This window comes from Burkholderia sp. WTPI3 (assembly GCF_021483755.1).
Taxonomy (GTDB): Bacteria; Pseudomonadota; Gammaproteobacteria; order Burkholderiales; family Burkholderiaceae; genus Burkholderia.
Genome location: NZ_JAGIXF010000002.1, coordinates 18596 through 39672, shown reverse-complemented (window position 1 = coordinate 39672; position 21077 = coordinate 18596). Strand labels below are relative to the sequence as shown.

General features: G+C 65.1%; 18 protein-coding genes. 4 read left to right on the top strand and 14 right to left on the bottom strand.

Annotation, left to right across the window (positions count from 1 at the left end):
• Window positions 1-15: 15 nt before the first annotated feature.
• The 13 genes from J7024_RS01560 to J7024_RS01500 form a co-directional block, all read right to left on the bottom strand.
• Complete coding sequence (locus tag J7024_RS01560) at window positions 16-795, bottom strand: ParA family protein (RefSeq protein WP_124830312.1); 780 nt, start codon at window positions 793-795, stop codon at window positions 16-18.
• A 50-nt stretch (window positions 796-845) separates the two neighbouring features.
• Window positions 846-1532: a 16S rRNA (guanine(527)-N(7))-methyltransferase RsmG gene (gene rsmG / locus J7024_RS01555; RefSeq protein ID WP_124830311.1), complete on the bottom strand. Its 687-nt coding sequence runs from the start codon at window positions 1530-1532 to the stop codon at window positions 846-848.
• Complete coding sequence (gene mnmG, locus J7024_RS01550; RefSeq protein WP_175752071.1) at window positions 1529-3499, bottom strand: tRNA uridine-5-carboxymethylaminomethyl(34) synthesis enzyme MnmG; 1971 nt, start codon at window positions 3497-3499, stop codon at window positions 1529-1531. The genes rsmG and mnmG overlap by 4 nt, the downstream gene beginning before the upstream one ends.
• Window positions 3500-4037: 538 nt before the next feature.
• Entirely contained in the window at window positions 4038-4793 is a 756-nt protein-coding gene (locus J7024_RS01545; RefSeq protein WP_124830309.1) for an ABC transporter ATP-binding protein, read from the bottom strand.
• Entirely contained in the window at window positions 4793-6577 is a 1785-nt protein-coding gene (locus tag J7024_RS01540; RefSeq protein ID WP_175752067.1) for a branched-chain amino acid ABC transporter ATP-binding protein/permease, read from the bottom strand. Before J7024_RS01540 ends, J7024_RS01545 begins: the two co-directional genes overlap by 1 nt.
• A 4-nt stretch (window positions 6578-6581) precedes the next feature.
• Window positions 6582-7637, bottom strand: coding sequence for a branched-chain amino acid ABC transporter permease (locus J7024_RS01535; RefSeq protein ID WP_124830307.1), 1056 nt, complete (start codon window positions 7635-7637; stop codon window positions 6582-6584).
• A 199-nt stretch (window positions 7638-7836) separates the two neighbouring features.
• A complete protein-coding gene (locus J7024_RS01530) occupies window positions 7837-8994 on the bottom strand; it encodes an ABC transporter substrate-binding protein (RefSeq protein ID WP_124830306.1) in 1158 nt (385 codons plus the stop codon).
• Window positions 8995-10109: 1115 nt separating this feature from the next.
• Window positions 10110-11084, bottom strand: a complete 975-nt coding sequence (locus J7024_RS01525) for a branched-chain amino acid ABC transporter permease (protein WP_175752065.1) — start codon at window positions 11082-11084, stop codon at window positions 10110-10112.
• Window positions 11084-11968: a branched-chain amino acid ABC transporter permease gene (locus J7024_RS01520; RefSeq protein ID WP_124830303.1), complete on the bottom strand. Its 885-nt coding sequence runs from the start codon at window positions 11966-11968 to the stop codon at window positions 11084-11086. The genes J7024_RS01525 and J7024_RS01520 overlap by 1 nt, the downstream gene beginning before the upstream one ends.
• 114 nt (window positions 11969-12082) lie before the next feature.
• The gene (locus J7024_RS01515; protein ID WP_175752063.1) at window positions 12083-13282 is read right to left on the bottom strand and encodes an ABC transporter substrate-binding protein; all 1200 of its coding nucleotides are present in this window, start codon (window positions 13280-13282) and stop codon (window positions 12083-12085) included.
• 77 nt (window positions 13283-13359) lie between these two features.
• Entirely contained in the window at window positions 13360-14115 is a 756-nt protein-coding gene (locus J7024_RS01510; RefSeq protein WP_124830301.1) for an ABC transporter ATP-binding protein, read from the bottom strand.
• Window positions 14112-14891: an ABC transporter ATP-binding protein gene (locus J7024_RS01505; RefSeq protein WP_096506728.1), complete on the bottom strand. Its 780-nt coding sequence runs from the start codon at window positions 14889-14891 to the stop codon at window positions 14112-14114. The genes J7024_RS01510 and J7024_RS01505 overlap by 4 nt, the downstream gene beginning before the upstream one ends.
• Before the next feature lie 466 nt (window positions 14892-15357).
• Complete coding sequence (locus J7024_RS01500) at window positions 15358-17046, bottom strand: GMC family oxidoreductase (protein ID WP_124830300.1); 1689 nt, start codon at window positions 17044-17046, stop codon at window positions 15358-15360.
• A gap of 302 nt (window positions 17047-17348) precedes the next feature.
• Between J7024_RS01500 and J7024_RS01495 the strand changes: the two genes are divergently transcribed.
• Together J7024_RS01495 and J7024_RS01490 are read left to right on the top strand one after the other, a co-directional pair.
• The gene (locus tag J7024_RS01495; protein WP_124830299.1) at window positions 17349-18248 is read left to right on the top strand and encodes a LysR family transcriptional regulator; all 900 of its coding nucleotides are present in this window, start codon (window positions 17349-17351) and stop codon (window positions 18246-18248) included.
• A 213-nt stretch (window positions 18249-18461) separates the two neighbouring features.
• Window positions 18462-18995, top strand: a complete 534-nt coding sequence (locus J7024_RS01490) for a class IV adenylate cyclase (RefSeq protein WP_124830298.1) — start codon at window positions 18462-18464, stop codon at window positions 18993-18995.
• Between the two features lie 54 nt (window positions 18996-19049).
• Here J7024_RS01490 and J7024_RS01485 read toward each other — a convergent pair whose 3' ends face one another.
• A complete protein-coding gene (locus J7024_RS01485) occupies window positions 19050-19535 on the bottom strand; it encodes an Lrp/AsnC family transcriptional regulator (RefSeq protein WP_006408082.1) in 486 nt (161 codons plus the stop codon).
• 106 nt (window positions 19536-19641) lie between these two features.
• Between J7024_RS01485 and phhA the strand changes: the two genes are divergently transcribed.
• Entirely contained in the window at window positions 19642-20574 is a 933-nt protein-coding gene (phhA, locus tag J7024_RS01480; protein ID WP_234744748.1) for a phenylalanine 4-monooxygenase, read from the top strand.
• Complete coding sequence (locus tag J7024_RS01475; RefSeq protein ID WP_409333480.1) at window positions 20574-21002, top strand: 4a-hydroxytetrahydrobiopterin dehydratase; 429 nt, start codon at window positions 20574-20576, stop codon at window positions 21000-21002. The genes phhA and J7024_RS01475 overlap by 1 nt, the downstream gene beginning before the upstream one ends.
• Window positions 21003-21077: the final 75 nt, after the last annotated feature.

The window sequence follows — 21077 nt, the reverse complement described above, 5'->3', positions numbered from 1 at the left end:
TCGCTCATGTCCGGATCACGACACCTCGAACGCGCGCACGCGATCGATCATCTCGGCACCGAACTGGAGATACGCCTGCGCACCGCGCGAGTTGCGGTCGAACACGACGCCCGGCAACCCGTAACTTGGCGCTTCCGCCAGGCGCACATTACGCGGAATCACCACGTCGAACACCTTGTCGCCGAAGTGCGCTTTCAGTTGATCGGAGACTTGCTGCTGCAGCGTGATACGCGGATCGAACATCACGCGCAGCAAGCCGATGATTTTCAGGTCGCGGTTCATGTTCGCGTGAACCTGCTTGATCGTGTTGACGAGGTCCGACAGCCCCTCCAGTGCGAAGTACTCGCACTGCATCGGGATCACGACGCCATGCGCCGCGCACAGCCCGTTCAGCGTCAGCAACGACAACGTTGGCGGGCAATCGATCAGCACGAAGTCGTAATCGTCGGCCACGCGCTCGAGCGCGGCCTTCAGCCGGCGTTCGCGGTTGTCGATGTTGATCAGTTCGATCTCGGCGCCGGACAGTTCGCGGTTGGCCGGCAGCACGTCGTACGTGACGCCTTCCGGACGCACGCGCGCGTCGGTCACCGATACGCCGTCGACCAGCACTTCGTACACGGTCGACTCGCAGGAGGCTTTGTCGATCCCGCTGCCCATCGTCGCGTTACCCTGCGGGTCGAGATCGATCAGCAGGACTCGTTGCTCCTGCGCTGCAAGGCTTGCGGCGAGATTGACCGATGTCGTCGTCTTGCCGACGCCCCCCTTCTGGTTCGCAACGCAGAAGATCTTTGCCATCGTTGGTGTGTTCCTCTTACTTCAAACAAATGGCGCGCTACCGCGCGCCTTCAATTCGCTTCGGCGACCGTGACTTCGATCAGATGCCGTTCGGCATCGAGCATCGGCACCGCCAGCCGCATCGTCTGCTTCACGCGACTACCTTCCGGCAGCCGGGCGATCTCGTCGTCCGGGTGCACGCCCTTCATTGCCCAGATCGATCCGCCGGGCGCGACGAGATGTCGAGCAAGTTTAACGAAGTCGGATAGATCCGCGAAAGCGCGGGATACGATCATGTCGAATTTTTCCGGCACTTCGACGCCCGGCTGCAGCGATTCGACCCGGCCGGTGACGACCGACAGGTTCAAGAGTTTCAGCTCCGCACGCATCTGGGTCTGGAATGCAGACTTCTTCTGCACGATATCGTTCAGCGTCACATGCCATTCCGGCTGCACGATCGCCAGCACGATACCGGGCAACCCACCGCCCGAACCAACGTCGAGCACACGTGCCGACGTACGGCCGCGCAGATGCGGGACGATGGAGAGCGAATCCAGGATGTGCTGGATCAGCATCTGCTTCGGATCGCGGATCGCGGTCAGGTTGTAGACCGCATTCCACTTGCCGAGCAGCGCAACATAGTCGAGCAGCTGGTTGCATTGAGCATCCGTCAATGCGATGTCGAGCGCGGCCGTGCCGTCGACGAGCATCCCTTCAAGTACGTCCCGATTAACCGCCGGCGCGCGACGCGCCGTCATTGTTGCGTCGGGACTGTACCGTCCCCCTGCTCGGTCGCCCCTGCGGCAATACCATTACGACGGCCAAGACCACGGCGCTTCAGGTGCACCATCAGCAGCGAGATCGCAGCCGGCGTGACGCCCGAGATACGCGATGCCTGACCAATCGTTTCCGGACGGAACTCGTTGAGCTTCTGGCTCACCTCGAACGACAGGCCACGCACCTCACGGTAGTCGATTCCGTCCGGCAAGCGCGTGTTTTCGTTCGCATCATTGCGCTCGATTTCGCTCGCCTGACGCTCGATATAGCCCTGGTATTTGATGCCGATCTCGACCTGCTCCTTGATCTGCTCGAGCAGCACCGGATCGTCCGCGAGCGGCTCCGCAGGGCCGCACTCGCCGCCCTTCAGCCCGCACACACCGTCGTAGCTGATGCCCGGACGGCGCAGCAGTTCGGCAAGACTGTACTCGTGGTCGATCGCCTTGCCGAGCAACGCGGTCGCCTCTTTCGGCGGCAGCGTCTTCGGCGTAACCCACGTGGACTTCAGCCGTTCGGTTTCACGTGAAACAGCATCGCGCTTCCGGCTGAACGCATCCCAACGAACATCGTCGACGAGTCCCAGTTCGCGACCAAGCTCGGTCAAGCGCATGTCTGCGTTGTCTTCACGCAGGCTCAGGCGGTATTCGGCGCGGCTCGTGAACATCCGGTACGGCTCGGCCACGCCGCGCGTGACGAGGTCGTCGACCAGCACGCCCAGGTAAGCCTGGTCGCGGCGCGGGCACCATGCGTCCTTCTCCTGCACGTAACGACCGGCGTTCAGGCCAGCCAGCAGGCCTTGCGCCGCAGCCTCTTCATAGCCGGTCGTACCGTTGATCTGGCCCGCAAAGAACAGCCCGTTGATCGCCTTAGTCTCGAGCGACGCCTTCAGCGCACGCGGATCGAAGTAGTCGTACTCGATCGCGTAGCCAGGGCGCAGGATGTGCGCGTTCTCGAGACCGCGCATCGAGTGCACGAGTTCGAGCTGCACGTCGAACGGCAGGCTCGTCGAAATTCCGTTCGGGTAGAACTCATTGGTCGTCAGCCCTTCCGGCTCCAGGAAGATCTGGTGCGATTCCTTCGACGCGAACCGGTGGATCTTGTCCTCGATCGACGGGCAATAACGCGGGCCGACACCCTCGATCACGCCTGTATACATAGGCGAACGGTCGAGACCGCCGCGAATGATGTCGTGCGTACGCTCGTTCGTGTGTGTAACCCAGCACGGCAGCTGCTGCGGATGCTGCTCTGCCCGGCCGAGGAACGAGAATACGGGGATCGGATCGAGGTCGCCCGGCTGCTCGTCGAGCTTCGAAAAGTCAATCGAGCGCCCATCGATACGCGGCGGCGTACCGGTCTTCAGGCGGCCCTGTGGCAGCTTCAGTTCCTTCAACCGTGCCGACAGCGACACGGCCGCCGGATCGCCCGCGCGACCGCCCGTATAGTTGTTCAGGCCGACGTGGATCTTGCCGTCGAGGAACGTGCCGGCCGTCAGCACCACCGCGCGTGCGCGGAAACGGATGCCGATCTGCGTAACGGCGCCGACCACGCGGTCGCCTTCGACCATCAGGTCGTCGACGGCCTGCTGGAACAACCACAGGTTCGGCTGGTTCTCGAGCCGGTGGCGGATCGCGGCCTTGTACAGGATACGGTCGGCCTGCGCGCGCGTCGCACGCACAGCCGGCCCCTTCGATGAATTGAGGATCCGGAACTGAATACCACTCTCGTCCGTCGCGGCCGCCATCGCGCCGCCGAGCGCGTCGACTTCCTTGACCAGATGGCCCTTGCCAATGCCGCCGATCGACGGATTGCAGCTCATCTGCCCGAGCGTTTCGATGTTATGGGTCAGCAGCAGCGTCTTCGCGCCCATACGCGCGGATGCCAACGCAGCCTCCGTACCGGCGTGACCGCCACCGACGACGATGACGTCAAATTCTGTGGGAAAAAGCATGGTGGATTCCGTACGCAGAGCTACGCACGAACCTATCTGAGAAATGTATGGGCCGAATTATAGCGGGTTCGCTTTTCACCCGAAGACCGTCCGAATGGTAGGGTCGGTTCGTTTCGCTGTTTTTTTTGTTTTTTTGCGCGCCAAGCGGTCGAACTGTGGGGCTGAGCCCTGCTCCGACCGCACATCCGCCACCTCACAGCACATCGTCACGCTGCGCAGAATCGACGGATTGGATAGAACGGACTTCCCCGGAGCTTCCACCACAGTGTTCTCGATCCGTCGCCAGGCACTTATCCACTGTGCCATGCAACACGCGCCGGCGGGGCCCCGTCGGTCACGCGACCCTCGGGATTCTGTGCAATTCACACGTCGCCAAGATCAATCTCTTTCCTGCTCATCACAGAGCTTCCGACTATTCCTTCGGCACTTATCCCCTGCCAAGTCCCCCCCACGCAATCCAATCGCCCTGTGCCCCAAAACAAAAGCGGCGTGTTTCACGTGAAACACGCCGCCCGTTTCCCGCCAACCGTACCGATCATCAAGCCATTTTCTTCGCCAACCCGAGGTACGTCTCGATCACACGCGGATTCTGAGCCAACTCGGCCGCCGGCCCTTCGAGCACAAACTCCCCGGTCTCCAGCACATAGCCGTAGTCGGAGATCTGCAGCGCGGCTCGTGCATTCTGTTCGATCAGCAGCGTCGCGACGCCCGTGCCGCGCAACGCGCTGATGATATGAAAGATCTCCTTCACGATCAGCGGTGCCAACCCGAGGCTCGGCTCGTCGAGCATCAGCAGATCCGGCTTGCCCATCAGTGCACGGCCAACTGCGAGCATCTGCCGTTCGCCGCCCGACAGCGTGCCGGCGGCCTGCTTGCGCCGCTCCTTGAGCCGCGGAAACAAGGCAAACACGGGGTCGAGCTGATCCAGAAAGCTGGATTCGCCCGCCAGCTTGCGGCGGTACGCGCCCAGCACAAGGTTGTCCTCGACCGTCATCGTGCTGAACAACTCGCGCTTCTCCGGCACGAGGCACATCCCGCGCGCAACGCGCTGCTCGACGGGCAGCGCGCCGACGTCGTTGCCGCGATACACGACCGCGCCCGATGCATGTCCGGTCACCGGCAGCGCACCCATGATCGCGTTCAGCAACGTCGATTTGCCCGCGCCGTTCGGGCCGATCACGCTGACGATCTGTCCCGCTTCGACCCTGATCGCTGCACCGTGCAGCGCCTCGACCTTGCCATACCGGACCGCCAGCCCGCGTACTTCGAGAATCGGCATCGTCGTGTCCGTCATCACTCCACCCCGCCCAGATACGCTTCGAGCACCGCAGGATCCTGCTGCACATCCTGCGGCAGCCCTTCCGCGATTCGCGTGCCAAATTCCATCACCACCAGCCGGTCGGTGAGATTCATCACGAAATCCATGTCATGTTCCACCAGCAACACGCTCATCCCTTCAGCCTTCAGGCGTCGCAGCAGATCGGCAAGCTGCTGCTTCTCCTGGTAGCGCAGCCCGGCGGCCGGCTCGTCGAGAAGCAGCAGCGTCGGGTCGCAGCACAGCGCGCGCGCGATTTCGAGGATGCGCTGTTGGCCGAGTGCGAGGCTGCCTGCTTCGTCGTACATGTGCTTTTCCAGCCCGACACGGCGGATCTGCCGCGCGGCTTCCGCGAGCAACTGCGCTTCCTCATGCCCATTGAGCCGCGCGATGCTGCGCCACACGCCCGTCCGGCCGCGCAGATGCGCGCCGATCGCGACATTCTCGAGCACCGTCATCGTCGGCAGCAATTTCACGTGCTGGAACGTACGGCCGATGCCGCGCCGCACGATCTGGCGGGACGTGAGCCCGTCGATCCGTTCGCCGCGGAATGTGATCGTGCCGCCGGTCGGCTGCAGCACGCCGGTCACGAGATTGAAGGTAGTCGACTTGCCGGCGCCGTTCGGCCCGATCAGCCCGATGATTTGCCCCGCTTTCACATCGAAGCTGACGTCGTTGACCGCCACCAGTCCGCCGAACTGCTTGCGCGCGTTGTCGACCACGAGCAGCGGCTCGCCCGCGACCGGCTTGCCGCGCTGCGGTAACGGATCGGCATGTTCAGGGACGTGCGCACGCGGCCCGCGCGGAAACAGCCTCGCGACGAACGGCCACACGCCCTGGCGCGCGTACTGGAGCAGCAGCACCATCAGCACGCCGAACACGATGATCTCGAAGTTGCCTTCCGAGCCGAGCAGCTTCGGCAGCAGCGTCTGCAGGTAGTCCTGCAGCACGGTGAGGATCGCCGCGCCGAGCACCGCGCCCCACACATGCGACACGCCGCCAACCACGGCCATGAACAGGAATTCGATCCCGTGGTTCAGGCCGAACGGGGTCGGGTTCACGGCGCGTTGCAGGTGCGCGTACAGGAAGCCCGACACCGCCGCGAGCACGGCCGCGTAGACGAAGATCACGACGCGCATCCATGCCGTGTTCACCCCCATCGCCTCGGCCATCACGCCGCCGCCGCGCAGCGCGCGGATCGCACGGCCGGGCCGGCTGTTGAGCAGGTTCTGCACCGACACGATTGCGGCCAGCACGACGACCCAGATCAGGAAGTACAGGCTGCGGCCGCTGTCGAGCTCGATGCCGAACAGGTTCAGCGCCGGAATCCCGTTGATCCCGTCGTACTTGCCGAGCAGTTCGAGGTTGCCGAACAGGTAGAACAGCGCGAGGCCCCATGCGATCGTGCCAAGCGGCAGGAAGTGCCCGGACAGCCGCATCGTGACCGCACCGAGCACAAGCGCGACGAGCGCCGTCAATACGACGCCGACGATCAGCGCGAGCCACGGCGACACGCCGTACTGCGTTGTCAGGAACGCGGTCGCATAGGCACCGATGCCGACGAATGCCGCCTGCCCGAAGCTCGTCATCCCGCCGACACCGGTCAGCAGCACGAGCCCGATCGCGACGATCGCGTACAGGCCGATGTAGTTCAGCAGCGTGATCCAGTACTCGGGCACCTGCAGCGCGCCGGGCAGCACCGGCAGCGCGAACAGCACCACGAGAAACACCCAGAAGGTCTTGTTGCGTACGATCGTCTTCATCGCGTCACTCCTCTTCCTCTTCCGCATGCGGCGTCGCGAAGCTGCGCCACAGGAGCACCGGGATGATCAGCGTGAACACGATCACTTCCTTGTAGGAACTCGCCCAGAACGACGAATACGATTCGAGCACGCCCACGAGCAGCGAGCCTGCGGCCGCGAGCGGATAGCTGACGAGCCCGCCGATGATCGCGCCGACGAAGCCCTTCAGGCCGATCAGGAAACCGGAGTCGTAATAGATCGTCGTCAGCGGGCCGACAAGGATGCCGGACAGCACGCCGAGCCCCGCCGCCAGCGTGAACGCGAGCCGCCCTGCCGCGGTCGTGCCGATGCCGACCAGCTGCGCGCCGAGCCGGTTCACCGACGTCGCCCGCAGTGCCTTGCCGGCGATCGTGCGGCCGAAGTACACGTAGAGCGCGCCGATCAGCACCAGCGCGGTCACGACCACGAGAATGCTCTGCACCGACACCGTCATGCTGCCGATCGACAGCGACGCATCGGCGAATCCGTTGGTGCGTGAACCTTCCGCGCCGAACATCACGAGTCCGAGGCCGACCATCGCGAAATGGACGGCGACCGATACGATCAGCAGCAGCAACGTCGTGCCTTCCGCGATCGGCTGATAGACGAGCCGATAAATGAACGGCCCCATCGGCACGACGATCGCGAGCGTGAGCGCGATCTGCGCGAGCATCGGCAACGGCTGCGCGGCGACGCTGCGCGTGATCGCGAACACCGCCAGCGGCAGCAGGACGTAGCGGCTGGCAAGCGTGGCGAGCGTGCGTCCGAGCTGATGGCGGCGCTCGCGATGGCGGACCAGTCCGCCGACTTCCAGCAGGAAGCACGCGATGCCCATCACGAACAACAGCCAGCACGTGGCGGGAAATTTTTGCGCCTGCAACGCAGCGAGCGTCAGCGCACCGTAGGCGACGAATTCGCCCTGGGGAATGAAGATCACCCGCGTGACGGAAAACACCAGCACGAGCGCCAGCGACAGCAATGCATAAATGGCGCCGGTCGTGATGCCGTCTTGCGCGAGGATCGCCGCAATCGAGAGATCCATACGTTTCGTGTATCGAGAATGCTGCGGGGAAACGGCGATGGGAGCGGCCCGGGCGCGTGCCGGCAGAACCGGAGTGCAGGCGCCGCGCGGGGGCTTCCCGGAAGTTCCATGCGGCGCGAATGCAGGCCGCGAGGCCCGCTGCGCCGCCGACGGCGTGCGCGGCGCCGTTCGCGCCGCGCACGCCGGTTTCACGTGATGCTTACTCGGCTTGCAACTTCCACTTGCCGTCGACGATCTGCACCATCACGCGCGCACGCGTGTCGAAGCCGTTGTGATCGGTCGGCGTCATGTTGATCACGCCGTGCGACACGGGCAGATCCTTCACGTTCTCGAGCGACGCGCGCAGCGCCTCGCGGAATGCCTCGGTGCCCGGCTGGCCCTTCTTGAGCGCTTCGGGAATCGCACGCTGCAGCAGCAGCCCCGCATCCCACGCATGTCCGCCGAACGTCGACAGCGAACCCGCGCCATATGCTTTCTCGTACGCCGCCTTGTACGCGAGCGCCGGCTTCTTTACCGGATTCGAATCGGGCAGTTGATCGGTCACGAGCACGGGGCCGGCCGGCAGGATCTCGCCTTCGCAATCCTTGCCGCACACGCGCAGGAAGTCGTTGTTTGCAACGCCGTGCGTCTGGTAGATCTTGCCCTTGTAGCCGCGCTCCTTCAGCGTCTTGGCCGGCAGCGCGGCCGGCGTGCCGGAACCGGCGATCAGCACCGCGTCCGGGTTCGAGCTCATCAGCTTCAGCACCTGCCCCATCACCGATGCGTCGGTGCGGTTGTAGCGCTCGTTCGACACGACCTTCAGGCCGTTCTTCGCGGCCGCCGCGTTGAATGTGTTGTACCAGCTGTCACCGTACGCGTCGGCGAAGCCGATGAAGCCGATCGTCTTCACGCCGTGCTTGGCCATGTAGCCAGCGATCGCGTCGGCCATCAGCTGGTCGTTCTGCGGGACCTTGAACATCCACGCACGCTTCGCGTCCATCGGCGCGATGATCTGCGCGCTCGCCGCGAGCGAGATCGTCGGCGTCTTGCCCTGCGACACCGGGTCGAGCATCGCGAGCGAGTTCGGCGTGACGGACGAACCGATGATCGCGTCGACATGATCCTCGTCGATCAGCTTGCGCACGTTCTGCACCGCGCGGCTCGTGTCGGACGCATCGTCGAGCACGATGTACTGCACGCTCTTGCCGGCGATTTCCTTCGGCAGCAACGCGATCGTGTTCTTTTCCGGAATCCCGAGCGACGCAGCCGGGCCGGTGGCCGACAGCGTCACGCCGATCTTCACCTGTGCCGACGCCGTTGCCGACGCACACACGAGGCCCACGGCAAGCACGGCTTCCATCCATCGATTCATCTTCATTTACGTTGTCTCCAAACGCTGCTCGAAAAATCCGCGGGTCGCTCGGGCGGCCCCGGTCATCAAACAAGTTAATATTTTAAGTATCTCGCTGTGCCACTGCCTACGCTCGTTTTCCCGTGAAACACCGCTGCGACAGGCCTCTGCCGGCATCGGCACTGCTCACGCACGCGCCGCGCCGCGGCCGCAACGGTCGTGCGACCGCCACGATGCGTGGCAGCAATGTCGTCAGGATGAAGAAAGCCGGAAAAGGTGACGTTGCAGACGCAACGATCGGGGGAAGATGCGCAGACCTGGCGCGGCTCGACCACGCTCGCCGACGGCGCAAAACAGGAAAAGCGGCCGCTCATGCGCAGGCGATCGAGGAGTCGGATGCGGACACAACGACCGGGGGGACAGTCGTGCAGGCAAATCGCGCCGGAGCGCGCATACCCGCCGCAGGACGGTTCGCGACAGCCGGGACATGCCCAGGCACCCCCGAACTCGAACGAGCGGCCCATGCCACCCCTGCTGCCCCGACGATTCGTCCTGCGCTTCTCATCCAACCGTGCTCCCTCTTCTGCATTTTGCTTGTAGGAGAACTGCCGACCGATTTTCCCGACCGTGCGGTCGGCGAAAGCCGAGTGTAACGGACGCTTTTTGCGCACGCCAACCGGGTAAGCCCGAACGGCATGCGCGTGGCCGCGCGCCATCTGCGACATGCTTGCGGCAAAAGGGAAGAACGGGGGGACGGACGTGAAACGCGGGAGATGCGAGATACCGGCGCGGTCGCGAACCTGCGACGCCGGCCGCTGCACCATCAAAGGTAATTCGCGCACACAAATGAAAAAGCGCTGTTGGATTCCGTCCAACAGCGCTTTGGGGTCCGGGCACTTTGTGCCTCGATTGTCTCCTCGTTCTCCACCTGCAAATTCGTTTCGCGGTGCATCAGAACTGAAACGAAGATTAAAGGAGCTTTCACCCTGCGACAACTTAGCATTTACCCCTATGGTGCATCGCCGCACGAAATTGGGGCACCAGCCTTGCCGCGCGGCGCCGGCCGGAGCCGGTCGCGATGCCCTTTCCGGCCGCGCCGGATGGTGCTTCGCATCAACGCGCCGCAAGGCCGCCCCCCGCTCTCAGGACGGCCTGAGTGGCTTGATTCGCGCGACCATCTCGCCGACGATCCCGCGCCGGAACGCCAGCACGCATGCGATGAAGATCAGCCCCGTGACGATCGTTGCCGACTCGCCGAGCGAGTGGAACCAGCCGATACCGGTGGTCGACGCGAGCCATTCGCCGATGTCGCCGAGGCGATCCTCCAGCGCGACGATCAGCGCCGCGCCAAGCAGCGGCCCGAACAGCGTGCCCATCCCGCCGACGAGCGTCATCAGCACGACCAGCCCCGACATCGTCCAGTACGCGTCGGACAGCGTCTCGAAGCCGAGCACAAGCACCTTCAGCGAACCGGCCAGCCCCGCGAGCCCGGCCGACAGGATGAACGCAAGCAGCTTGAAGCGGTCGGTGTCGTAGCCCAGCGAGATCGCGCGCGCCTCGTTCTCCTTGATCGCGACGAGCACCTGGCCGAACGGCGAGTGCACGATCCGCACGATGAACGCGCATGCGGCGACGATCACCGCGAGCACGATGTAGTACAGCGTCACGTCGCTGGACAGGTCGAGCAAGCCGAACAGATGCCCGCGCGGCACGCCCTGCAGGCCGTCCTCGCCGCCGGTGAACGGCGCCTGCAGGTAGATGAAGTAGACCATCTGCGCGAACGCGAGCGTGATCATCGCGAAGTAGATCCCCTGCCGGCGGATCGCGAACAGCCCGACGACGAGCCCGAGCAGCGTCGCGGCGAACGTGCCGACGAGCACGCCGAGCTCCGGCGTGAAGCCGAGCGTCTGGATCGCATAGCCGGTCGCGTAGCCGGCGGTCGCGAGGAACATCGCATGGCCGAACGACAGCAACCCCGTATAGCCGATCAGCAGGTTGAACGCGGCCGCGAACAGCGCGAACGTGAGCACCTTCATCACGAAGACCGGATACGCGCCGATGAACGGCGCGGCGAGCAGTGCGGCGAGCAGCACGCCGTAGAGCACTTTTCTCTGCATCATTTTTCCTTGCCGAACAGGCCCGCCGGGCGGATCAGCAGCACGATCGCCATGATCACGAACACGACGGTGGCCGACGCCTCCGGATAGAACACCCGCGTGAAGCCCTCGATCACGCCGAGCAGCAGACCGGTGACGATGGAGCCGAGAATCGAGCCCATCCCGCCGATCACGACCACCGCGAACACGGTGATGATCATCGGCTGGCCCATCAGCGGCGACACCTGGATCACCGGCGCGGCCAGCACGCCCGCGAACGCCGCGAGCGCGACGCCGAACCCGTAGGTGAGCGTGATCATCATCGGCACGTTCACGCCGAACGCCTCGACGAGCTTCGGGTTCTCGGTGCCTGCGCGCAGATAGGCACCCAGCCGCGTCTTCTCGATCACGAACCACGTTGCGAGGCACACCGCGAGCGACGCGACGACCACCCAGGCGCGGTAGTTCGGCAGGAACATGAAGCCCAGATTGGTCGCGCCGGACAGTTGCGACGGCACGTCATACGGCTGGCCGGACGAGCCGTAGATCGACCGGAACACGCCTTCGACGACGAGCGTGAGGCCGAACGTGAGCAACAGTCCGTACAGGTGATCGAGCTTGTACAGCCAGCGCAGCATCGTCCGCTCGATCACGATCCCGAACGCGCCGACGATCAGTGGCGCGAGCACGAGCATCGCCCAGTACGGCAACCCGAAGTACGACAACCCCATCCACGCGAGCATCGCGCCCAGCATGAACAGCGCGCCATGCGCGAAGTTGATCACGTTGAGCAGCCCGAAGATCACCGCGAGCCCGAGACTCAGGATCGCGTAGAACGAGCCGTTGACGAGCCCGAGCAGCAACTGGCTGAGCATCGCCGGCAACGGAATGCCAAAGATTTCCATCGACTTAGCCGTCAGAATGAGTTTCGTTGCGTGCGCAACGTTCAAGCCGTCGCGCACGCGGGCGGCGCAGCGGGCGCATCGCTGCGGCCGCCGCCGCGCGCCGCTACGTCGCGCTTACTTCCACAGCGCGCAGCGCGATTCCTGCTTGGTGCCGAACGCCTGGTCGCCCGGAATCGTCGCGAGCACCTTGTAGTAGTCCCACGGCTCCTTCGATTCCGACGGCTTCTTCACTTCCATCAGGTACATGTCGTGGATCATGCTGCCGTCCTGGCGGATGTAGCCCTTCGCGTAGAAGTCGTTGATCTTCATCTTCTTCAGCTCGGCCATCACCTTGTCGGAGTCGGTCGTGCCGGCGGCCTGCACGGCCTTCAGGTAGGTCGTCACCGATGAATAGTCGGCCGCCTGCAGGCTCGACGGCATCTTCTTCATCTTGCCGAAGTAGCGCTGCGCCCACTGGCGCGATGCCGCATCGCGGTTCCAGTACCAGCTGTCGGTCAGCACGAGCCCCTGCGTCGTCTCGAGGCCGAGGCTGTGCACGTCGTCGATGAACATCAGCAGCGCGGCGATCTTCATCGTCTTCGTGATGCCGAATTCCTTCGCGGCCTTGATCGCGTTGATCGTGTCGCCGCCCGCGTTCGCGAGGCCGAGGATCTGCGCCTTCGACGCCTGCGCCTGCAGCAGGAACGACGAGAAGTCCGACGCCGACAAAGGATGCCGCACCGAGCCGAGCACCTGGCCGCCGTTCGCCTTCACGACGTCCGACGTGTTTTTCTCGAGCGCCTTGCCGAATGCATAGTCGGCGGTCAGGAAGAACCACGTCTTGCCGCCCTGCTTCACTACCGCCGACCCCGTGCCCTTCGCGAGCGCCATCGTGTCGTATGCGTAGTGGACCGTGTACGGCGTGCACTGCTCGTTGGTCAACGTGTCGGCGCCCGCGCCGATGTTGATGTAGACCTTCTTCTTTTCGGCCGCGACCTGGTTCATCGACAGCGCGGTCGCGGAGTTCGTGCCGCCGACCAGCAGGTCGAGCCCACCGCGGTCCATCCATTCGCGCGCCTTCGACGCGGCGATGTCCGCCTTGTTCTGGTGGTCCGCATAAACGACCTCGATCGGCTTGCCGAGCACCTTGCCGCCGAAGTCGGCGACCGCCATCCGGATCGCCTCGAGGCCGCCCTGCCCGTCGATGTCCGCGTACAACCCCGACATGTCGGTGATGAAGCCGATCTTCACGCTGTCCGCGGCGTGTGCGGCACCGGCGGTCAACGTTGCAGTGGCGAGTGCGAGACACGCATGCGCAAGGGTCTTCATTTTCATTGACGTCTCCTGTTGTTCTGATGCGTTGTGGTTGTTAGAGGGCCGCCACGGCTAGCGGCAAGGGAAACGGGGCGGCGTCACACCCCAAGCAGGTCGTGAAGGATCGGCATCTTGCCTTCCAGTTCGGCCGCGCGGAAATGCTCGACGATGCGGCCATGCTCCATGACGTAGAACCGGTCAGCGAGCGGCGCGGCGAAGCGGAAATTCTGTTCGACCATCACCACGGTGTAGCCGCGCGCCTTCAGCGCGACGATCATCCGCGCGAGCGCCTGCACGATCACCGGTGCCAGGCCCTCGGAAATCTCGTCGAGCAGCAGCAGGTTCGCGCCGGTACGCAGGATCCGCGCGACCGCGAGCATCTGCTGTTCGCCGCCCGAGAGCCGCGTACCCTGGCTCTGCCGGCGCGAAGCGAGGTTCGGAAACATCGCGTAGATCTCGTCGAGCGACATCGCATGGTCGCGCGGCCCGATCGGCGGCGGCAGCATCAGGTTCTCCTCGCACGACAGGCTCGAGAAGATCCCGCGCTCCTCCGGGCAGTAGCCGACGCCGAAATGCGCGATGCGATGCGTCGCGAGGCCGATCGTCTCGTTGCCCGCGACCTTGATCGAGCCGCTGCGGCGGCCCGTGAGCCCCATGATCGCGCGCAGCGTCGTCGTACGCCCCGCGCCGTTGCGGCCAAGCAGCGTGACGACCTCGCCGCGATGAACGCTCAGGTCGACGCCGTGCAATATGTGGGATTCCCCGTACCAGGCTTCGAGGCCCGTGATCTCCAGCGCGGGCGTGCCGCTCTCGACACCGCTCAATTCGCGTTCCTCCCGTTCGCTGCGCTTCATGCGTGCGCCCCCGCGAGCGCCGCGTCGGCGCTGCCCATGTATGCCTCGATCACCAGCGGATTCTTCGATACTTCCGCATACGACCCTTCGGCCAGCACTTCGCCGCGCTGCAGGACGGTGATCGTGTCGGAGATGCCCGCGATCACGTTCATGTTGTGCTCGACCATCAGGATGGTGCGGCCATTCGCGACCTTCTTGATCAGCGCGGTCACGCGGTCGACGTCCTCGTGGCCCATCCCCTGCGTGGGCTCGTCGAGCAGCATCAGTTCGGGCTCCATCGCGAGCGTCGTCGCGATCTCGAGCGCGCGCTTGCGGCCGTAGGCGAGTTCGACGGTCGGTACATGCGCGAAATCGGTAAGGCCGACCTGCGTGAGCAGGTCCATCGCGCGATCGTCGAGGCGCCGCAGCGTGCGCTCGCTGCGCCAGAAATGGAATTCGGTGCCGAGTGCGCGCTGCAGGCCGATGCGCACGTTCTGCAACGCGGTCAGGTGCGGGAATACCGCCGAGATCTGGAATGAACGGATGATGCCGCGGCGCGCGACCTGCGCGGGCCGCTCGTCGGTGATGTCGATCCCGTTGAAGACGATCTGACCGGCCGTCGGCGTCAGGAACTTGGTCAGCAGGTTGAAGCAGGTGGTCTTGCCTGCGCCGTTCGGTCCGATCAGCGCATGGATCGCACCGCGTCGCACACGCAGGTTGACGCCATTCACGGCGGTGAAGCCCCGGAATTCCTTCGTCAGTCCACGTGTTTCCAGAATCGTGTCGCCGAGAATCATGTTCCCTTCCGTACGAAGTCAGGCGAAGCACCGGGGAAGATTCGCGCAAGCGACCGCGAACAGGTCAGCGGATGAGCGGACTGCCCCCGGCGCCGTGCAATGCATCGAGGGTGGTCTCCCGCGCCGATGCACATGCATGCTGCGCAACATTGTCGCCCCGTTGGTGCAGTGCAATCATCGGGATTTGCACTTATAGGGCTGGCCGCCATACGGGGCGTTGCCGTGCTCGGTTTTTCGACGCGTTTTTTGGCGCGCGCATCATCGTCGACGGTACGCGTCAGGCTGCGCCCGCTCGTCCGCTAGACACAATGCAAGCCGCGCTCGATGCGCCGCTTCATGATCCAGCCCGTTCGAGCACGACAACCGGGCGCACCGTGCAAGTTGCTTCGCATGGCGAATCAGCAGACGCCTGCGTGGCCGCCCGCTGTCGCGCGGGTCGGCGTATGTCAGCGCGTGTCGGCATGTGTCATGCCGCGGTCATCACCGTTTCCGTTCGCACCTGCGTCGCTTCTTCGCGCGATGCGCGACGATCGGCGCGGATCATGTCGCTCGCGCGCTCCGCGATCATCAGCGTCGGCGAATTCGTGTTGCCGGACGTGATGAACGGCATCACCGACGCGTCGACAATCCGCAGCCCGGCGATGCCGCGCACGCGCAACCGGCTGTCGACGACCGCGCGATCGTCGTCCGCGCGGCCCATCCGGCAGGTCCCGACCGGATGGAAGATCGTGGTGCCGACGGCCCCCGCCGCTTCGATCAGTTCCGCTTCGGTCTGATACTGCGTGCCCGGCAGGATCTCCTGGGGACGGTAGCGCGCGAGCGCCGGCGCGGACGCGATCCGGCGCGTGAGTCGCAGCGCGTTCGTGGCGACATGGCGATCGTGATCGGTCGACAGATAGTTCGGCGCGATCGTGGGCGCCACACCCGAATCGGGGCTGGCGACATGCACGCTGCCGCGCGAGCTCGGCCGCAGATGGCACACGGATGCGGTAAAGGCGTTGAAACGGTGCAGCGGCTCGCCGAAGCGCTCGAGCGACAGCGGCTGCACGTGGTATTCGAGATCGGGACGCGTGAGCGCCGGATCGTCGGGATCGGATTTTGCGAATGCGCCGAGCTGCGACGGCGCCATCGACATCGGCCCGCGTTGCAGCAGCGCATATTCGGCGCCGATCATCAGCTTGCCCCACCAGTGCGCGGACAGCGTGTTGAGCGTGCGTACACCTTCGACGCGATATGCCATCCGCAGCTGCAGGTGATCCTGCAGGTTTTCGCCGACGCCCGGCAGGTCCTGCACGACGTCGATGCCGAGCGCCTGCAGCCGGTGCCCCGCACCGATGCCCGACAGTTCGAGCAGTTGCGGCGAATTCACCGCGCCTGAGGTCAGCAGCACTTCGGCGCGGGCACGCGCGACGTAATCGGTGCCGCCGCCACGATATTCGACACCCACCGCGCGCCGCCCGTCGAAAACCACCCGCTGTGCCTGCGCGCCGGTGATCACGGTCAGGTTCGGGCGCGTCATCGCGGGCCGCAGGAACGCCTTCGACGTATTCCAGCGCACGCCGCGCTTCTGGTTCACCTCGAAATAGCCGACCCCGGAATTGTCGCCGCGGTTGAAATCGTCGGTTGCCGGGATGCCCGTCTGCTGCGCGGCTTGCGCGAACGATTCGAGGATCTCCCAGCGCAGCCGCTGCTTCTCGACACGCCAGTAGCCGCCCGCGCCGTGCGCGTCGCTTGCGCCTGCATGGTGATCCTCGCTGCGTTTGAAGATCGGCAGCACGCTGTCCCACGACCAGCCGGCGTCGCCGGTTTCCTGCGCCCAGCTGTCGTAATCCTCGCGCTGGCCGCGCATGTAGATCATCCCGTTGATCGACGAGCAGCCGCCGAGCACGCGGCCGCGTGGATACGACAGCGCGCGGCCGTTCAGCGCTGCCTCTGGTTGCGTCTTGTACAGCCAGTCGGTGCGCGGATTGCCGATGCAGTACAGATAGCCGACCGGGATGTGGATCCAGTGGTAGTCGTCCTTGCCCCCCGCCTCGAGCAGCAGCACGTGGATGTCGGGATCCTCGGTCAGGCGGTTCGCGAGCACACAGCCTGCGGTGCCTGCGCCGACGATCACGTAATCGAATTCGCCCTCGAGCGTGCGTTGAGTAGTCACGGTATGTCTCCTGTCGACCCGAGTCAGCGCTTTGGCGCTTACTCCATCCCCACGGCGGTCGACCTGAGTCAGTGCTTCAACGCCTACTCGGGTCCCACCGCGAAGCTGGACGAAGTTAGCACCTCAGCGCTTGCTCGTATCCCACCCCAATCTTTTTGTTGTCCAACGCGCGGCGCAACGCTGCTCTCATTCCAGCATAGTGCGCCGCCGGTGACGCGATTGATGAAGCGTACTCCCGCAGCCGGCCGGCGATCCAATGAGTTATGCTGAACTGCGTTATAAGCTGCACTCATATCACGACGATGGATCTCACCCTGCTCCGCGCGTTCGCGACGGTCGCCCGAGAAGGCAATCTGACGCGGGCCGCTGCCCAACTGCACGTGACGCAGCCGGCCGTGAGCCTGCAGATCAAGCATCTGCAGGAAACGCTCGGCGTCGCGCTGTTCACGCGCACGTCGCGCGGGCTCGCGCTCACGCGCGACGGCCAGACGCTGCTGCCGCACGCGGAGCGCGCGCTGGCTGCGGCCGCCGACGTCGCGCGCGCCGCTGCTGCGCTGCGGCACGAGGTGCGCGGCCGGCTCCGGATCGGCACGATTCTGGATCCGGGCTTCCTGCGGCTCGGCGGCTTCCTGCGCGCGCTGGTCGAAACCCACCCGCAGGTCGAAACCGCGCTGCGGCACGGGATGTCGGGATGGGTGCTCGAACAGGTGCGTGCGCGGGCACTCGACGTCGGCTATTACATCGGCCGGCCCGGCGAGGACGATCCGCGCGACGATGCGCTCTTCCACACCGTCACGCTCACGCATTTCCAGTACCGCGTGCTCGCACCGGCCGGCTGGCGCGAGCGCGTGCAGCGAGCGCACGACTGGCGCGCGCTCGCCGCGCTGCCATGGATCTGGACGCCGCCGGCATCCGCGCATCACCGGCTGCTGTCGCGCGTGTTCGCGGCGGCCGGCGCGCAGCCGGTCAAGGTTGCCGAGGTCGACCAGGAGCAATCGATGCTCGATCTCGTCAAATCGGGCATCGGGCTGACGCTCGCGCGCGATTCGACCGCGCTGGCCGAAGCGCACGCGCATGCGCTGACGATCGTCGAACGCGTGACGATGCCGACCCAACTGACGTTCGTAACGCTCACCGAGCGGCGCGACGAGCCTGCGATCACGGCTGCGCTGCGGCTGATCGAGACTCAGTGGGCGATATGAGTGCGGCTGATGGCGTCGTGGGCGGGCGTTCGATGAACTGCAATGCGTGACGTGTTGGCAATCGGGCAATCGTAGTCGCGCGCCCCGCACCATCGCGGTCGAGCCCGATCGCCCGCCCCGCCTCGCATCACCGCGTCGTCACGCCACCATCGCAAGCTTTTTGCTAGATTGTGCGTTCGCACACCGCGAGACCCCGGATTGAAGGAGACCCGCATGGCCCGCAACATCGAGATCAAAGCCCGCGCCCGCGAATTCGACCAACTGCGCGAACGCGCGGCGGCGCTCGCCACCGAAGCGCCGCTCTTCTACCGCCAGCAGGATTTCTTCTACGACGTGCCGCGCGGCCGGCTGAAACTGCGCCGCTTCGAGGACGGTACGCCGGCCGAGCTGATCTTCTACCAGCGCGACGACCGCGACGGCCCGAAGGCGTCGTACTACACGCGCAGCCCGGTCACGAACCCGGACGCGATGCATTCGCTGCTCGCGACCGCACTGACCACGCGCGGGATCGTGACGAAGGAGCGGCACGTGTACCTGGCCGGCCGCACGCGCATCCACCTCGACCGTGTCGACGGCCTCGGCGACTTCATCGAACTGGAAGTCGTGCTCGGCCCGGACGACGATGAAGCCGGCGGAGAGGCCGAAGCGCACGACGTGTTCGCGAAGCTCGGCGTGTCGTCGGACGATCTCGTTGCGGTCGCGTACGTCGACCTGCTGAACGCCGATACGCAGTCCGAAGCGGCCTGATCCGGCCCTCGCCGCGGCGAGGCCTTGTACCCCGCCGCCGGCCCGGCCACCGCATCATGCCGCGCCGGGCGCCAGATGCGCGAGCGGCAGTGCGCCGTTGCGCTTGAAGGTCGTCAGCACGATGTTCGAGCGCACGCTGTCGACACCCGGCACGCGCATCAGCTTCTTCATCACGAACTGCGACAGCGCGTTCAGGTCCGGCGCGACGATCCGCAGCAGATAGTCGGCATCGCCGACCACCGCATGGCATTCGAGCACTTCGGGCAGCACGTCGATCTGCTGCTGGAACTGCTCGATGATCGAATCGCCGTGGTGCTTGAGCTTCAGGCTCGTGAACGCGGTGACGCCGAGCCCGAGCTTCTCGGGGCGCAGCATCACACGGTAGCCTTCGATCACGCCCGCCGCTTCCAGCCGCTGCAGCCGCCGGCCGATCTGCGACGGCGACAGCGGCACCTCCTCGCCGAGCTGCTGGTGCGTCGCGCGTCCGAAGCGCTGCAGCACGTCCAGCAGCGCGAGATCGAAGTGATCGAGTTCCAGCATGAGCATTCTCCGCATAAATTCCTGATTTGATGCGCAATTATCGCATCAACATGTAAATCCACGCCATCTTTGCGCCCATTCCGCACGGCTGCCGCTCTACACTTGCATGATTCCCAACCACGGCATGCAGAGCCCGATCATGTCCACCGTCGTCACCGCGAAACTGCAGGAGCAGTTCGACGCGGGCCTCGAAACCCGCGCCGATTTCACCATCGACCAGCCGCTCGAACGCTACGGCCAGGTCGACCACGCGGTGTGGCAGCAGCTCTATGCGCGACAGTCGGCGCTGCTGCGCGGACGCGCGTGCGACGCATTCGTCGCCGGACTCGGGAAGATCGACCTGCCGGCCGACCGCGTGCCGTCGTTCGCCGACGTGAACCGCCAGCTGAAGCCCGCCACGGGCTGGGAAATCGTCGCGGTGCCGGGCCTCGTGCCCGATCGCGTGTTCTTCGAACACCTTGCGAACCGGCGCTTTCCGGTCACCTGGTGGATGCGGCGCCCCGACCAGCTCGACTACCTGCAGGAACCGGACTGCTTCCACGATCTGTTCGGCCACGTGCCGCTGCTGATCGACCCGGTATTCGCGGACTACATGCAGGCGTACGGCCGTACCGCGCTCGCGGTCGCGGTCGCGGACGACGAAGCAGCGCTCGCGCGGCTGGCGCGGCTGTACTGGTATACGGTGGAGTTCGGCCTGATCCGCAACCCGAATGGCACGAACGGGCTGTCGATCTACGGCGCGGGGATCGTGTCGAGCAAGGGCGAGAGCCTGTACAGCCTCGAAAGCGCGGCGCCGAACCGGCTCGGCTTCGAACTGGAGCGCGTGATGCGCACGAAGTATCGGATCGACACGTTCCAGAAGACCTACTTCGTGATCGACGATTTCGCGCAGCTGTTCGCGCTCGCCGACGTCGACGGCCATGCGCTGGCCGAGCGGCTCGCCGAACTGCCCGAATTCCCGGCCGGCGCGGTGATCGACGGCGACCGCGTGCTGCAGCGCGGCACGGGCGAAGGTTGGCCGGACGACCCGGACGCGTGATGCAAACACTGGCGCCCGCCTCCGGATGCCCGTTCGCCAACTATGAAACAATGACCGGTACCGGCTTTGCCGCGCGGCCTCTGCCCGCGCGCGAGCGCCGTTACCGAACGAGGTGCAACATGATCCACAAGCTCACATCCGAAGAACGCAAGACCCGGCTCGAAGGCCTGCCGCACTGGACGGCCGTGCCGGGCCGCGACGCGATCCAGCGCAGCCTGCGCTTCGCCGATTTCAACGAGGCCTTCGGCTTCATGACGCGCGTCGCGATCAAGGCGCAGGAAATGAATCACCACCCGGAATGGTTCAACGTGTACAACCGCGTCGACGTGACGCTGTCGACCCACGACGCGGACGGCCTGACCGAACGCGATATCCAGCTCGCGCAATTCATCGATCAGGTCTGCGCGCACACCCAACCCGCGGCCTGAGCGTTTCCTCTGCCGCCGCGCATCTTTCGACGCGCGGCGCGTCAACTTTTCATTTCGATGAACGTTTTCTAGGAT

What these genes read in the sequence shown, in the direction of transcription:
- rsmG (WP_124830311.1), bottom strand. Translation starts at nt 1,532, where the DNA reads ATGACGGCGCGTCGCGCGCCGGCGGTTAATCGGGACGTACTTGAAGGG.
- phhA (WP_234744748.1), top strand. Translation starts at nt 19,642, where the DNA reads ATGATTCCCAACCACGGCATGCAGAGCCCGATCATGTCCACCGTCGTC.
- J7024_RS01485 (WP_006408082.1), bottom strand. Translation starts at nt 19,535, where the DNA reads ATGCTGGAACTCGATCACTTCGATCTCGCGCTGCTGGACGTGCTGCAG.
- J7024_RS01490 (WP_124830298.1), top strand. Translation starts at nt 18,462, where the DNA reads ATGGCCCGCAACATCGAGATCAAAGCCCGCGCCCGCGAATTCGACCAA.
- J7024_RS01495 (WP_124830299.1), top strand. Translation starts at nt 17,349, where the DNA reads ATGGATCTCACCCTGCTCCGCGCGTTCGCGACGGTCGCCCGAGAAGGC.
- J7024_RS01540 (WP_175752067.1), bottom strand. Translation starts at nt 6,577, where the DNA reads ATGAAGACGATCGTACGCAACAAGACCTTCTGGGTGTTTCTCGTGGTG.
- J7024_RS01525 (WP_175752065.1), bottom strand. Translation starts at nt 11,084, where the DNA reads ATGCAGAGAAAAGTGCTCTACGGCGTGCTGCTCGCCGCACTGCTCGCC.
- J7024_RS01475 (WP_409333480.1), top strand. Translation starts at nt 20,574, where the DNA reads ATGCAAACACTGGCGCCCGCCTCCGGATGCCCGTTCGCCAACTATGAA.
- J7024_RS01535 (WP_124830307.1), bottom strand. Translation starts at nt 7,637, where the DNA reads ATGGATCTCTCGATTGCGGCGATCCTCGCGCAAGACGGCATCACGACC.
- J7024_RS01515 (WP_175752063.1), bottom strand. Translation starts at nt 13,282, where the DNA reads ATGAAAATGAAGACCCTTGCGCATGCGTGTCTCGCACTCGCCACTGCA.
- mnmG (WP_175752071.1), bottom strand. Translation starts at nt 3,499, where the DNA reads ATGCTTTTTCCCACAGAATTTGACGTCATCGTCGTCGGTGGCGGTCAC.
- J7024_RS01545 (WP_124830309.1), bottom strand. Translation starts at nt 4,793, where the DNA reads ATGACGGACACGACGATGCCGATTCTCGAAGTACGCGGGCTGGCGGTC.
- J7024_RS01530 (WP_124830306.1), bottom strand. Translation starts at nt 8,994, where the DNA reads ATGAAGATGAATCGATGGATGGAAGCCGTGCTTGCCGTGGGCCTCGTG.
- J7024_RS01505 (WP_096506728.1), bottom strand. Translation starts at nt 14,891, where the DNA reads ATGATTCTCGGCGACACGATTCTGGAAACACGTGGACTGACGAAGGAA.
- J7024_RS01510 (WP_124830301.1), bottom strand. Translation starts at nt 14,115, where the DNA reads ATGAAGCGCAGCGAACGGGAGGAACGCGAATTGAGCGGTGTCGAGAGC.
- J7024_RS01520 (WP_124830303.1), bottom strand. Translation starts at nt 11,968, where the DNA reads ATGGAAATCTTTGGCATTCCGTTGCCGGCGATGCTCAGCCAGTTGCTG.
- J7024_RS01560 (WP_124830312.1), bottom strand. Translation starts at nt 795, where the DNA reads ATGGCAAAGATCTTCTGCGTTGCGAACCAGAAGGGGGGCGTCGGCAAG.